The organism is Microbacterium sp. VKM Ac-2870 (assembly GCF_015350795.1).
Classification (GTDB): domain Bacteria; phylum Actinomycetota; class Actinomycetes; order Actinomycetales; family Microbacteriaceae; genus Microbacterium.
On record NZ_JADKSH010000001.1, the window covers coordinates 802,192 to 815,630 of the forward strand.

A 13,439-nucleotide genomic window follows, 5' to 3' on the forward strand; every position below is an offset into this window, starting at 1 on the left:
TCTCCGCCTCAGCTGTCCCCGGGCGGCGTGGGCGCCGCCTGACGCGCCACTGTCAGCAGCGCGCCGCGTTCCACTTTAGTCAACTCGCGTGCCCGCCCCGCCGGGAGGGTTCCCAGGTGGAGCGGTCCGAACTGGCGTCGCACGAGCTCGACGACGGGGTGACCGACCTCCGCGAGCATACGTCGGACGATGCGATTGCGACCGGAGTGCAGCGTCAGCTCGACGAGCGAGGTCTCGCCCGAGGTGTCGAGCAGCCGCGCTTTGTCAGCGGCGATCGGTCCGTCCTCGAGCTCGACGCCCTTGGTCAGACGCGCGATCGTCTGCGGGGTCACCCGTCCGGTGACCTTCGCGATGTACACCTTCGTCACACCGAAGGAGGGGTGAGCGAGCACGTGGGCGAGGTCGCCGTCGTTGGTGAGCACGAGCAGTCCGGAGGTCTCGGCATCCAGTCGACCGACGTTGTAGAGGCGCTCCTCCCACTCCTTCGTGAAGCGGCGGAGGTCGGGTCGACCCTGTTCGTCCTTCATCGACGAGACGACGCCGGTCGGCTTGTTGAGCATGATGTAGCGCTTGGTCGTGTCGAGCTGGATCGCGGTGCCGTCGACGTCGACCAGGTCGGTTTCGGGGTCGATGCGCCGACCGAGCTCGGTGACGACCTCGCCGTTGACGCGGATGCGTCCCTCGACGATGTACTGCTCGCACACACGGCGCGAGGCGACGCCCGCGTTCGCCAGAACTTTCTGCAGGCGAACGCCCTCGGCGCCCGCTGCGGTGGTGTCGTCGAAACTCATCGCAGGACCTCCGCGTCGAAGCCGTCCGATCCGTCGTCGAGCAGCGGTGAGATGTGCGGCAACTCATCGAGCGAGTTGATGCCGAGGTTGACGAGCAACGCATCGGTCGTTCCGTAGTTGATGGCGCCGGTCTCGGGATCGGTGAACAGCTCGGTGATCAGGCCGCGGGCGAGCAGCGTGCGCACGACGGAGTCGACGTTGACCGCGCGGATCGAGGCGACCTGGCTGCGCGTGACCGGCTGCTTGTAAGCGATGACCGCGAGGGTTTCGAGAGCCGCCTGCGAGAGCCTCGACGGCGCTTGGCCACCGACGAACTCCGCGATCAGGTCGTCGTGCTCGTCGCGCACGTAGAGTCGCCACCCGCCGCCCACCTCGCGCAGTTCGAAGCCGCGGCGCGGGCCGCCCGTTTCGCCCTCATAGTCGGCGACGAGCCCGGCGACGGCCTGCCGCACGGCGGGCACGGGGGCGCCCACGGCGGCGGCGAGCGCCACGAGGCTCTGGGGCTCGTCGACGATCAGGAGGATCGCCTCGAGGCGGCGCGCCACATCGGCGGGCTCGTGAGAACGTGCCGATGGCGTCGGCTCGGTGTGGGCATCAGCGGTCATAGTCGGCTCCCAGGGTGGCGAGGTTCTCTTCGGACCAGCGTTCGGCGGTCCAGCGCAGGGTCAGCTCACCGAGCGGTTCGAGTTGCTCGAACGAGAGGGCGGCGTGGCGGTACAGCTCCAGCACCGCGAGAAAACGGGCGACGACGACGCCGGTCTGGGCGACGCCGACGACGAGCTCGCGGAAGTTCAGCGTGCCCGCGTCGCGCAGCAGCGTGACGACGATCGCCGCCTGTTCGCGGATGGACACGAGCGGCGCGTGCAGGTGGTCGAGGCCGACGTGCGGGATCTCCTTCGGCGCGAAGGCGAGCATCGCGAGCGCCGCGAAGTCGTCCTTCGACAGCGTCCAGACCAGCTCGGGCACGGCGCGGCGGTACTTCTCGTCGAGGCGGACGGCCCGCATGTGCCGGCGATCTTCGCGGCGGAGGCTCCGCTCGAACCATGCCGACACCTCCTTGAAGGCCCGGTACTGCAGCAGGCGGGCGAAGAGCAGATCGCGCGCTTCGAGCAGCGCGACCGACTCGGCATCCACGAGCTCGCCCTGCGGCAGCAGCCCCGCCACCTTCATGTCGAGCAGCGTCGCCGCGACGACGAGGAACTCGGATGCCTGATCCAGATCGTCGTCGGACTCGAGGCCTTTCAGGTACGAGATGAACTCGTCGGTGACACGGCTGAGGGAGATCTCGGTGATGTCGAGCTCGTGCTTGCCGAGGAGGGTGAGCAGCAGGTCGAACGGACCGTCGAAGTTGCCGAGCGAGACACGGAACCGGGTCGGTTCCGCGTCGTCGGTCGAACCGGTGGGCTTGCTCGAATCGGTGGGCTCGGTGACGGGCTCGACGACCGGGGCGACCTCGGGCTCGTCAGGCGACGGCGCCACGAGCCACCAGCTCCCGCGCCAGGCGCAGATAGGCCTGGGCGGCGGCGTGCTCGGGGGCGAACGTCGTGATGGGAACGCCCGACACCGACGCGTCGGGGAACTTCACCGTGCGCCCGATCACCGTCTCCAGGACGTCGTCGCCGAACGCCTCGACGACGCGCTCGAGCACCTCGCGCGAGTGCAGGGTGCGCGGGTCGTACATCGTCGCGAGCACGCCGTCGAGTTCGATCGAGGGGTTGAGGCGGTCGCGCACCTTGTCGATCGTCTCGATCAGCAGCGCCACACCGCGAAGGGCGAAGAACTCGCACTCGAGCGGGATGAGCACACCGTGGCTCGCGGTGAGCGCATTGACTGTGAGCAACCCCAGCGAGGGCTGGCAGTCGATGAGGATGACGTCGTACTCGCCGGCCACCTTGCGCAGCACCCGGGCGAGGATCGTCTCGCGGGCGACCTCGTTGACGAGATGCACCTCGGCCGCGGAGAGGTCGATGTTGGCGGGGATGATGTCCAGACCCTCGACCGACGTGTGCACGATCGTCTCGTGCGGGTCGCGCTTCGTGTCCAGGAGCAGGTCGTAGATCGTCGGGATGTCGTGGGTGGCGATGCCCAGACCTGCCGACAACGCCCCCTGCGGGTCGAAGTCGATCGCGAGCACCTTGCGCCCGTACTCGGCGAGAGAGGCCGCGAGATTGATGGTCGTCGTCGTCTTGCCGACGCCGCCCTTCTGGTTGCAGAGCGCGATGATGCGGGCGGGGCCGTGCGCATCGAGCGGAGGCGGGGTCGGGAACCCGTGGTACGGCCGACCGGTCGGCCCCATCGGGACGTCCTCCGAGAGGACCTTCTTCGTCCCTCGCGTCTTATCCGCCACCGACACTCCTGCTTCGTGATGCCCTTCCCAGGGCCCGGCGATCCACTGCCGCCGCGCACCTCGATTCTCGCACAGGGTGGCGCGCGCTCAGCCGAGGCCCCGCAGGGTGTCGACGTCGACGAGTCCGGCGTGGAGTCCTCCCCCGGCGATCAGCGACGGAATCGACACCGTGCGGATGTCGTCTTCGACGACGCGGCGGGCGTGCTCGAGGGATGCCGCGACTTGTGACGACGTCGTGAGCTCGACGATGCGCTGCACCTCGGCCGGTGTGTAGCCGTCGGCGCCCAGCCACTGCTGGAGGCGATCGGCGGCCTCGGCGGCAGGGGCGGTGTTCATCCAATCCTGCGTCGACCATCCGTCGTCGGTCTGCGTCGTGAACAGCTGCTCGAGGATGTACCAGTCCCCCGTCTCGACGGGCCGCGCCTGGGCACCGGCTCCCGCTGCCGTGCGCTCCGCTTCGAACACCCGCACCGCACTCAGATACGTGGCGATCAGCGCCGAATTGGCGAACTTGTCGCCGGTGGCGCTGTGGATCGGGTACACGAGGTAGGTCACGTTGTGGGTGTTCCCGAATCCGGCGTCGCGCATGTTGCGGAACAGTTGCGCGCAGAAGCGGCATCCGGGATCGAGCACGTCGAGCGCCGTGGGGCGGCCTTCGACGTAGCCACCCAGATAGGTCGCGTCGGCAGCGGCGAAGTCCGCGGCATCCCACGAGCGCAGCCGACTGGGCAGGGTGGCGATCGTGTCGCCCACCGAGGCGAACTCGCGACCGAACGCGCCGAACACGTCACCCTCACCGATCGACTCCCAGAAACCCGGCTCGACGGCGTCGATCGAGCACGCCTGCGCTGCCAGGGAGCAGGCCTGCGCGTTCTGCTTGTCGCACGTGCCGTACACGAAGAGGTTGAGGCCGCTACGGCCCAGCAGATAGAGGCTGACGATGAGGCTGAGCACCATGAGCCAGGCGACGACCTCGATGGCGATGCTGGCCGGCCGCACCATGCGAGGTGCGCGCAGCGCGAGCGGCGCGAGCAGCGAGTTCTTCACGTCGTCGCGAAAGCTCGTGTCGCAGGGCCGCAGGGTGACTTTGCGCCACGCGCAGCCCCACGCCCGTCCGAGCAGTTTGCGGTACTTCGCCGAGACGGCGGAGAGCACCAGCACGACGATGAACGCGACGATGCAGACCACGTCACAGCCCTTTCATCATCGAGGTCATGACCTCGAGCGTGCGGTCGATGTCGGCGTCGGTGTTGTGCGCGCCCAGGCTGAACCGCACGAGCGGGCCGAGCGCTTGACGCTCGATCAGCCAGTAGTGCGCGCAGAACGAGCCGCTGCGAACGGCGATGTCGGCGCGCGCGAGGAACGCGGCGAGACGGTGGCCGTCGACCCGTTCGGGCAGCACCGAGATCACCGGGGTGGCCGCGCTGCCCATCATCCGCAACCGTGGCAGCGCCGCGAGCCCGTCGTACAGGCGTGCGGCCAGGCGTTCCTCATGCTGCTCGAGCGTCTCGCCGCCCGCGCTGCGGAAGTCGCCGCGCCACTTCAGCGCCGCCCCGAAGCCGATGATCTCGGCCCACGCCTGCAGCCCCGCCTCCAGCCGCGTGTGCGGATCCGGCAGCAGCGTGTAGGCGTCGGCGGACACGGCACTGACCTGACCGCCGCCGACGATCACCGGATCGAGCGAAAGGAGCAGGTCACGGGTCGCCACGACCACTCCCAGCGACGGACCGTACATCTTGTGCGCCGAGAAGCAGATCGCGTCGGCGTCGAGGTCGCGCAGCGACGAGAGCGCGTGCGCGGCGGCCTGCGCTGCATCGACGATCACGATCGCGCCCACGCGGTGCGCAGCGGCGATGAGCTGACGCAGGTCGGGGGTCACGACGCCCACGACGTTGTCCATCGCGGAGACGACCACCACCGCATCGCGCAGCTGTGCGTCGGTCGCGACGATGCGCCCGTCGTCGTCGCGCTCGAGCACGAGACGGGGGATGCCGGCACGCGCAGCGGCCGCGATCGTCGCCAGGAACACCGCGTTGTGCTCGGTCACCGTGGTCACGATGCGCGCGAACCTCCCGCTGGGCAGACCCGCCAACAGGAGGTTGATGCCGTAGGTCGTGTTGAGGGTGAAGGCGCACGATGCACGATGCGGCGAGAGCCCGAACACCGCGAGCACACGATCACGCGTGGCCGCCACCGCGGCGTCGACGCGGCGTCCGGCGTCGTAGCGCACCCGCCCACCGCAGGCATTGCTGTGCAGGAAGTAGTCCTGCACAGCATCGATCACCGGCTGCGGTCGCAGCGTCTGGCACGCCGAATCGAGATACACCTCGTGCGTCGGCAGATACCCGAAGCCGGGACGCCCGTTGTCATCACCCGCGACGGCGACAGCATCGGATGTGGCCGGGGTGGGGCCTCTGCCGAACAAGCCCCGGCGGCCGGGGCGAGATGCGGCATCCATGCGGCCTATTGTGGTCTGACCGCACCGCCGGCCGCTGCGGCTCCGGCCGTGAAAGAAACCGGCCCGAGCTCAGAAAAGACTGCCGATCACGTCGAGCCGCGCCTGCGCCGCCACAGCGATCACCAGGTAGTCGACGACGACGACCAGCGGGAGCCACGAGAGCAGCACCTCGCCCAGACGGCGCGCGCCGGCCGCACTCCCCCACACGCCGTCGCGGAGCGTCCAGCCGAGCACCGTCCAGAACAGCGGAATCGTGACGACCCAGATCACCATGCACCACGGGCACAGCGAGCCGTACTCGAAGACGCTGCGGTACGCCAGAACGTGCACGAAGACGAACGCCGCCGCGACGAACGCGGTGTACACGCGCCAGAACCATGCGCGCAGTCCGACCGGCGCGGCGAGAGCGGCGACGCCGGCGTAGATCGGGCCGAAGAACAGCATGATCCCCAGGATCGAGTTGCTGAATCCCAGCAGGTTGCCGCCCGGCGAGAGCAGATTCGGGCCACAGGTGACGATGGGACTGATGCTGCAGCTGATCAGGGGCGTCGCGCCGGTCAGCTGCCCGATGTACTCGAGATACAGCAGGAACGCGACGATGCCGCCCAGTGCTCCGGCGACGATCCACCACACTGCCAGAGCGCGACCGGGACGGTGCAGCCCCGTCGATTCCGATGGGATGCCGAGGTGCGCGCTCATCCTGCCATCCTGCGCGGGCCGCGGCTCGGCGCGGGAGGAACGTCGCCGGGAAAAACCTCCCCGCCGCCCGTCAGCGTGCGCGGGGGTGGGATGTCAGGTACACGTCACGCAGCGCGTCGACGGTGACGTGCGTGTAAATCTGCGTGGTGGCGACCGACGCATGCCCGAGCAACTCCTGAACGACGCGCACGTCCGCCCCGCCCTGCAAGAGATGCGTGGCGAAGGAATGCCGGAAGGTGTGCGGCGAGACGTGCGCCGTCAGGTTCGCGCGCTCGGCGGCATCCTGGATGATGAGCCACGCCCCCTGGCGGGAGAGCGGCGCACCCCGCGCGCCGAGGAACAGGCGCGGAGTCGCGCGGCCGCGACGCGACAGCTCGGGCCGCGACCGCGCCAGGTACGCATCCAGCGCCGCACGGGCGTAGGAACCCACCGGAACGATCCGCTCCTTCTGCCCCTTGCCGCGCACCCGAAGCACATCTCCCTCCGCAGCATCGTCGACATCGAGCTGCATGACCTCCGACACGCGCGCGCCCGTGGCGTACAGCACCTCGAGCAACGCACGGTCACGCAGCCGGATCACGTCCGTATCGGTCGCGGTGCCGGGCGGCGGGCCCGCGGCATCCAGCAGCGCTTCGATCTGGTCGATCGAGAGAGCCTTCGGCAGGCGCTGGGGCGTCTTGGGTGGCGTCAGCCGTTCGCTGGGGTCTGCCGTTTCGATCCCCTCACGCACGAGAAAGCGGTGCAGTCCGCGCACCGACGACTGCAGCCGGGCGAGTGAGGTGGCCGCCGGCGGGGGCTGGGCCGACGCACGGTCGGCGACGAACTGCGCCACGACCGCCGGCGTAATCGCTGCCGTGTCGTCGATCTCACGCTCGAGAAGCCACGCCCGGTACCCGATCAGATCGCGACGATAGGCGGCGACAGTGTGTTCCGACAGGCCGCGCTCGATCGTGATGTGCCGGAGGTACACGTCGATCGCGCGGTCGATCTTCACTGTGCGCCCGGGCGTCCGTCCTCGCCGATGGATCGCGGGCGTCGCGGCCAGGGAGCGTCGGCGGGACCCAACGTCGCCCAGTCGCGTGCGCGGGCGGCCTGCGCGGTGAGCACACCCACGACCAGCGACGGGTTCTGCACGCGACGGGCGAGCACCGCGTCGACGACCTCGTCGAGGGGCACCCAGCGCACCTCGATGTCGGCCTCCTCGGCTTCGCGGGCGAACGTCTCGTCGGCGGCGCGCAGGTCGCGTGCGAGGTAGATGCGGATCGCCTCGTCGCTGCCCCCGGGCGACGTGGCGAATTCGGCGAGCACGTTCCAGGATGCCGCGACCAGGTCGGCCTCTTCGGCGAGCTCGCGCTGAGCCGCCGCGAGGGCGTCCTCCTCGGCGATGTCGAGCAGGCCCGCCGGGATCTCCCAGTCACGCAGGCGTACCGGATGGCGGTACTGCTTGATCAGCAGCACGCGGCCATCGTCATCGAGAGCGAGCACCGCGACGGCGCCCGTGTGGTCCATGTACTCGCGGACGATCGATTCTCCGTTGTACGACACCTCATCGCGGCGGATGTTCCACACCCGACCGACGAACGGCGTCTCCGTGCGGATGACCTCGACCTCGACCGACTCGTCCGCCAGCGGCGCACCCACTGCCTCGGCGTCAGTCACCCTCGACCTCGAACAGCTCGCTCGAGCGGTGGCGCTCCAGCGCCGCGGCGATCAGGCCGCGAAACAGCGGGTTGGCCTCGGTGGGGCGTGAGCGCAGCTCGGGGTGGGCCTGCGTGGCGATGTAGTACGGGTGAACGTCGCGCGGCAGTTCCACGTATTCCACGAGCCCGTGGTCGGGAGACAGCCCCGAGAACCACATGCCGGCGTCGGCGATCTGGTCGCGGTAGCGGTTGTTGACCTCGTAGCGGTGGCGGTGACGCTCGCTGGCACGGGTGGCGCCGTAGACCTCGGCGGCCAGCGAACCCTCGGCGAGCTCGGCCTCGTACAGGCCGAGGCGCATCGTGCCGCCCATGTCGCCGTGGTCGATGATGTCGACCTGCTCGGCCATCGTCGCGATGACCGGGTGGGTGGTGTCGGGATCGAACTCGCTGGACGAGGCTCCCTCGATGCCGGCGACGTTGCGCGCGTACTCGATCACCATGCACTGCAGACCCAGGCAGATGCCGAGGGTGGGGATGCCCTGTTCGCGAGCGAAGCGCAGCGCGCCGAGCTTTCCCTCGATACCGCGGATGCCGAAGCCGCCGGGCACGACGATGCCATCGAGGGCGCCGAGCGCCTTCTCCGCGCCCTCCGGCGTCTCGCAGAGATCGGAAGCGATCCACTGGATCTGCACCTTCGTCTCCTGGGCGAAACCGCCGGCCTTCAGCGCCTCGGTCACCGACAAGTAGGCGTCGGGCAGGTCGATGTACTTGCCGACGAGACCGATGGTGACTTCGTGCTTCGGGTTGTGCACCGCGCCCAGCACCTGGCCCCAGCGAGTCCAGTCCACCTCGGCAGCCTTGCCCGACAGCCCGAGCGCGTCGACGATGTAGCTGTCGAGGCCCTGCTCGTTGAGCAGACTCGGCAGGTCGTAGATCGACGGCACGTCGATAGCGTTGATCACGGCATCCTCGTCCACGTCGCACATCAGCGCGATCTTGCGCTTGTTCGATTCAGTGACGGGTCGGTCGCTGCGCAGCACGAGCGCGTCGGGCTGGATGCCGATCGAACGCAGGGCCGCCACCGAGTGCTGAGTGGGCTTGGTCTTCTGTTCGCCCGACGCGCCCATGAACGGCACGAGCGACACGTGCACGAAGAAGACGTTCTTGCGTCCGAGCTCGTGACGGATCTGCCGGGCCGACTCGATGAACGGCTGCGACTCGATGTCGCCGACCGTGCCACCGATCTCGGTGATGATCACATCGGGCTTCGGCGTTTCATCCGCCTGCAAGCGCATGCGGCGCTTGATCTCGTCGGTGATGTGCGGAATGACCTGCACGGTGTCGCCGAGATACTCCCCGCGGCGTTCGCGAGCGATGACCTGCGAGTAGATCTGCCCCGTGGTGACGTTGGCGGCCTGGCTCAACTCGATGTCGAGGAACCGCTCGTAATGGCCGATGTCGAGGTCGGTCTCGGCGCCGTCGTCGGTGACGAAGACCTCGCCGTGTTGGAAGGGATTCATCGTCCCCGGGTCGACGTTGAGGTACGGATCCAGCTTCTGCATCACCACACGAAGTCCGCGCGCTGTGAGCAGATTCCCCAATGAGGCGGCGGTCAGACCCTTCCCCAAAGACGAAACGACACCGCCCGTCACAAAAATGTGCTTGGTGGTGTCGCTAGCCGTCTTGCCCGTCGTCTTACTCGCTGCTGAAAGAGTTTCCGTCACGGGCTTTCATCCTATCAGTCCAGAACGGCCGAGGCTCAGAAGCTCCCGGGCGTGGTCGAGGGCAGTGGTCGAATCGGCGAGCCCCGACAGCAGTCGTGCCATCTCCGCTTCGCGCTCGGCCCCCTCGAGGACGCGCACGCTCGAGGCGGTCACCGAGCCGTCGCCTGACTTGACGACACTCAAATGGTTCGACGCGAATGCCGCAACCTGCGCGAGATGGGTGACGACGATCACCTGTGCCGTCTCCGCGAGGCGGGCGAGGCGCCGGCCGACCTCGATCGCGGACGCTCCGCCGATGCCGGCGTCGATCTCGTCGAAGACGAACGTGGGAACGCCGCCGGTTCCTGCGATCACGACCTCGATCGCGAGCATGACGCGGCTGAGCTCGCCGCCGGACGCGCTCTTCGCTACCGGACGCGGCTCCGCTCCCGGGTGGGGTGACAGCAGAAGGGTGATGTCATCCCGACCGGATGCCGTGGGTGCGGCGGGCTCCACCGCCACGACGACATGGGCGTCGGGCAGAGCCAGGTCGTGCAGCTCTTCGGTCACGGCCTCGGCCAGCTTCTCTGCGGCCGCGCGTCGTGCGCGGGTGAGGTTGTCGGCGAGCACATCGAGCTGTGCGGCCGCCTCCGTCTCTTCGACGCGGAGGCGGGCGATGCGCTCGCCGTCGTCGTCGAGTTCGGCGAGACGGAACGCACCCGACCGCGCGAGCTCGCGCGCTGCCTCGACACTTCCGTGCGCACGCACGAGCGCCGAGACTGCCGCCCGGCGCTCTTCGACGGCAGCCAGTTCGTGCGGACCCGATTCGTCGAGGTCGGCGAGGTAGGCGCTGAGCTCGGTGGTCAGATCCGCCACCCGGTAGGAGATGTCGTCGAGGTCGGCAGCGTGAGCGGCCAGCGCGGCGTCACTGTGCGAGGCCCGTTCGAGAGCCCGTCGAGCCTCGGCGAGCAGCACCCCCACGTCGGGCACGTCGCCGGATCCGGACAGTGCGTCATGCGCGATGGCCGCGGCGTTTCGGAGCTCCTCGACGTTGGCCAGGCGCTCCGCACGCTGAGCGAGCTCGACATCCTCGCCGGGCTGCGGGTCGACCTGCTCGATCTCCACCAGTGCTGCGCGCAGTCGCTCGGCTTCGGCGGCGCGTTCCGCCGCATGACCGGTGAGCTCAGCGATATCGGCCGAGAGCGCGCGCAACGCGGTGAATGCCGACCGGTACGCGTCGAGGGCGGGAGAAATCTGCGCAGCACCGAAGCGATCGAGCGCATCGCGTTGCGCTGAACTGGAGCGCAGTCGCAATTGGTCGGACTGCCCGTGCACGACGACGAGCTGTTCGGCGAGATCCGCGAGCACACCGGCCGGCGCCGCACGACCGCCGACGCTCGCGCGACTACGGCCCTCGGCTGTCACCGTACGTCCGAGGTACAGCTCCGCCCGGCCATCGCCGATGGGCTCGACCTCTCCCCCGGCCTCCGCCACGCGATCAACCACCCCACCGGCATCCGCGACGATCCAGACGCCTTCGACGGCGGCCTGATCGGCGCCCGCGCGCACCACGCCCGAATCGGCGCGTGCTCCGAGCAGAAGACCCAGTCCCGTGACCACCATCGTCTTGCCCGCACCGGTCTCACCGGTGATCGCGGTGAATCCCGGGCCGATCGGCAGGGTCGCCTGGGCAATCACACCGACATCGCGCAGCGTCATCTGCTCGATCACGCGGCGTCCTCCGGAGCCCGACGCTCGAATGCAGCGCTCTCCGCAGGCCCGCGCCACCCGGTGACCGGCAGCTGGAACTTGCGGACCAGACGGTCGGTGAAGGGGGCGGGATGCAGACGCGCCAGACGCACGGGCTGGGGCGATCGGCTGACGACGACGCGCGCGCCGAGCGGCAGATCGTGCGAACGCCGTCCATCGCACCACAGGATGCCGTTGCCGTCTGTGCGGGCGAGCACCTCGATGGCGACGGTGGCTTCGGGCCCGACGACCAGAGGGCGGGCGAAGAGCGCGTGGGCCGACAGCGGAACCACCGCGATCGCCTCTACCGTGGGCCAGATCACCGGTCCTCCGGCGGAGAAGTTGTAGGCCGTCGAGCCCGTGGGCGTCGCGATCACCACGCCGTCGCAGCCGAAGCTCGACAACGGCCGGCGATCGATCTCGATCACGACTTCCATCATCCGCTCGCGCGATGCCTTCTCGACCGTCGCCTCGTTCAGCGCCCACGTCTCGTAGATCACCGCGCCTGCGGCATCCTTGACGCGGACGGCGAGGGTCATGCGCTCTTCGACCTGATAGTCGCAGGCGATGATGCGCTGCATAGCGTCATCGATCACGTCCGGGTCGATCTCGGCCAGGAACCCGACGTGACCCATGTTGATGCCCAGGATGGGCGCCGTGCCGTCGCGCACCAGCTCCGCGGCGCGGAGGATCGTCCCATCGCCGCCGAGGACGATAGCCAGCTCGATATCGGAGACCTGGACGTCGGTGCCGAGCGCGGCAAGCGGCCCCAGGTCGGACAGCGCCGCGACCAGCTCGGGATCGTCGACGGCGAGCACAGGGCGCGCTCCCGCATCGATGAGAGCCGCGATAACGCGCCGCGCGGCGGCGACGGTGTCGTCGCGACGCGCGTGCGCCACGACCAAGATCTCGCGGCTGCCCGTGGCGTTGGTCATCTCACTCCCGTCACGTCGTCGATCGTCTTCAGCCATTCTGTCGGATTCCCCACGGAAGCCGGGTCGCCCTCCACACCCGGCGACGTCGTCGCCGTCTGTCGCAGATGCACCAGGTACTCGTGGTTGCCGTGCGTTCCCGCAATCGGAGAAGCGATGACACCAAAGGTCCCGAAGCCGGCGTCCCACGCCGCCCACAAGACCCCCGCGACCGCGTCGGCCCGCGCCGCTGCCGACGTCACGAGCCCTTCGCGCACGCCCGCACGTCCGACCTCGAACTGCGGCTTCACCAGCAGAACGACATCGGTGGCGGATGCCGCGACCCCTGCGATCGCGGGGAGCACCAGGGTCAGCGAGATGAACGAGAGGTCACCCACGACCACATCGAACTCGTAGGCGCCGCCGGCTGCCTCGGCGAGGTTCGCGGATGTCATGTGTCGAACGTTGTAGCCCTCGACCGACACCACGGAAGGGTCCGCCGCAACCAGCTCGGAAAGCTGATCGTGTCCGACGTCGACAGCGATCACGCGCCGAGCGCCGCGCTCCCGAAGAACCTGGGTGAACCCACCCGTCGACGAACCCAGATCCAGGCACACGCCGCCCTCCACCTCCACGCCGAACGCATCGAGAGCGGCCAGCAACTTGTGGGCAGCGCGGCTGACGTAGTGATCAGTGCCGGCAACCGTGAGCACCGCACCGTCGGACACCGGAGTCGATGGCTTCACGACGGGCACCCCGTCGACCGCGACCAGACCCGCTTCGATGTCGCGCGAAGCCTGCGTGCGCGATCGCGAAAGGCCGCGCGCCGCGAGGGCGGCGTCGAGTCGCATCGTCACCGGACGCCGTCGCGGGGACCCGACTCGAGACGACGCGCCAGATCGTCGTGGAGCGCAGCGTATGCCGCGGCGCGCTCGGCCAACGGCTGCTCCTCGATCACCTCGAGGGCGGAGAGCAGGTCATCACGGCGCAGATCCGTGTCGTCGGCATCCATCGACATACCTCCACGATAGTCGCCGGAGTCATGGGCGCCGTGTGTGTTCGGATCGGTGTGTTAACGGGAAATGGCCACCCAACAGTGGGTGGCCATTTCCTGAAAGAAGTCCGGCGGTGTCCTACTCTC

General features: G+C 68.9%; 14 protein-coding genes. All 14 read right to left on the reverse strand.

Annotated elements, in window-relative coordinates; all coding sequences use genetic code 11:
- Window positions 1–8: 8 nt before the first annotated feature.
- On the reverse strand, window positions 9–791 hold the full coding sequence (locus ITJ43_RS03900; RefSeq protein WP_194582338.1) for a pseudouridine synthase: 783 nt from the start codon (window positions 789–791) through the stop codon (window positions 9–11).
- The gene (gene scpB / locus ITJ43_RS03905) at window positions 788–1,396 is read right to left on the reverse strand and encodes an SMC-Scp complex subunit ScpB (protein ID WP_194582340.1); all 609 of its coding nucleotides are present in this window, start codon (window positions 1,394–1,396) and stop codon (window positions 788–790) included. The genes ITJ43_RS03900 and scpB overlap by 4 nt, the downstream gene beginning before the upstream one ends.
- On the reverse strand, window positions 1,386–2,270 hold the full coding sequence (locus tag ITJ43_RS03910; protein WP_194582342.1) for a segregation and condensation protein A: 885 nt from the start codon (window positions 2,268–2,270) through the stop codon (window positions 1,386–1,388). The genes scpB and ITJ43_RS03910 overlap by 11 nt, the downstream gene beginning before the upstream one ends.
- The gene (locus ITJ43_RS03915) at window positions 2,254–3,087 is read right to left on the reverse strand and encodes a ParA family protein (RefSeq protein WP_194582492.1); all 834 of its coding nucleotides are present in this window, start codon (window positions 3,085–3,087) and stop codon (window positions 2,254–2,256) included. The genes ITJ43_RS03910 and ITJ43_RS03915 overlap by 17 nt, the downstream gene beginning before the upstream one ends.
- A gap of 138 nt (window positions 3,088–3,225) precedes the next feature.
- Window positions 3,226–4,326 (reverse strand): hypothetical protein, encoded by a 1,101-nt coding sequence (locus tag ITJ43_RS03920; RefSeq protein ID WP_194582344.1) that lies wholly within the window; start codon window positions 4,324–4,326, stop codon window positions 3,226–3,228.
- A 1-nt stretch (window position 4,327) separates the two neighbouring features.
- The gene (locus ITJ43_RS03925; RefSeq protein ID WP_194582346.1) at window positions 4,328–5,596 is read right to left on the reverse strand and encodes an aminotransferase class V-fold PLP-dependent enzyme; all 1,269 of its coding nucleotides are present in this window, start codon (window positions 5,594–5,596) and stop codon (window positions 4,328–4,330) included.
- 69 nt (window positions 5,597–5,665) lie between these two features.
- Window positions 5,666–6,295 carry a vitamin K epoxide reductase family protein gene (locus ITJ43_RS03930; protein ID WP_194582348.1) on the reverse strand — a complete coding sequence of 210 codons (630 nt, stop codon included), beginning with the start codon at window positions 6,293–6,295 and terminating at the stop codon, window positions 5,666–5,668.
- Window positions 6,296–6,365: 70 nt separating this feature from the next.
- Complete coding sequence (gene xerD / locus ITJ43_RS03935) at window positions 6,366–7,289, reverse strand: site-specific tyrosine recombinase XerD (protein WP_194582350.1); 924 nt, start codon at window positions 7,287–7,289, stop codon at window positions 6,366–6,368.
- Entirely contained in the window at window positions 7,286–7,954 is a 669-nt protein-coding gene (locus ITJ43_RS03940; protein ID WP_194582352.1) for an NUDIX domain-containing protein, read from the reverse strand. The genes xerD and ITJ43_RS03940 overlap by 4 nt, the downstream gene beginning before the upstream one ends.
- Window positions 7,947–9,659, reverse strand: coding sequence for a CTP synthase (locus tag ITJ43_RS03945; RefSeq protein ID WP_194582354.1), 1,713 nt, complete (start codon window positions 9,657–9,659; stop codon window positions 7,947–7,949). The genes ITJ43_RS03940 and ITJ43_RS03945 overlap by 8 nt, the downstream gene beginning before the upstream one ends.
- Window positions 9,660–9,665: 6 nt before the next feature.
- On the reverse strand, window positions 9,666–11,369 hold the full coding sequence (gene recN, locus ITJ43_RS03950) for a DNA repair protein RecN (protein ID WP_194582356.1): 1,704 nt from the start codon (window positions 11,367–11,369) through the stop codon (window positions 9,666–9,668).
- Window positions 11,366–12,322, reverse strand: a complete 957-nt coding sequence (locus ITJ43_RS03955; RefSeq protein WP_194582358.1) for an NAD kinase — start codon at window positions 12,320–12,322, stop codon at window positions 11,366–11,368. Before ITJ43_RS03955 ends, recN begins: the two co-directional genes overlap by 4 nt.
- A complete protein-coding gene (locus ITJ43_RS03960; protein WP_323741114.1) occupies window positions 12,319–13,155 on the reverse strand; it encodes a TlyA family RNA methyltransferase in 837 nt (278 codons plus the stop codon). The genes ITJ43_RS03955 and ITJ43_RS03960 overlap by 4 nt, the downstream gene beginning before the upstream one ends.
- Window positions 13,152–13,316 carry a hypothetical protein gene (locus ITJ43_RS03965; RefSeq protein ID WP_194582498.1) on the reverse strand — a complete coding sequence of 55 codons (165 nt, stop codon included), beginning with the start codon at window positions 13,314–13,316 and terminating at the stop codon, window positions 13,152–13,154. The genes ITJ43_RS03960 and ITJ43_RS03965 overlap by 4 nt, the downstream gene beginning before the upstream one ends.
- Window positions 13,317–13,439: the final 123 nt, after the last annotated feature.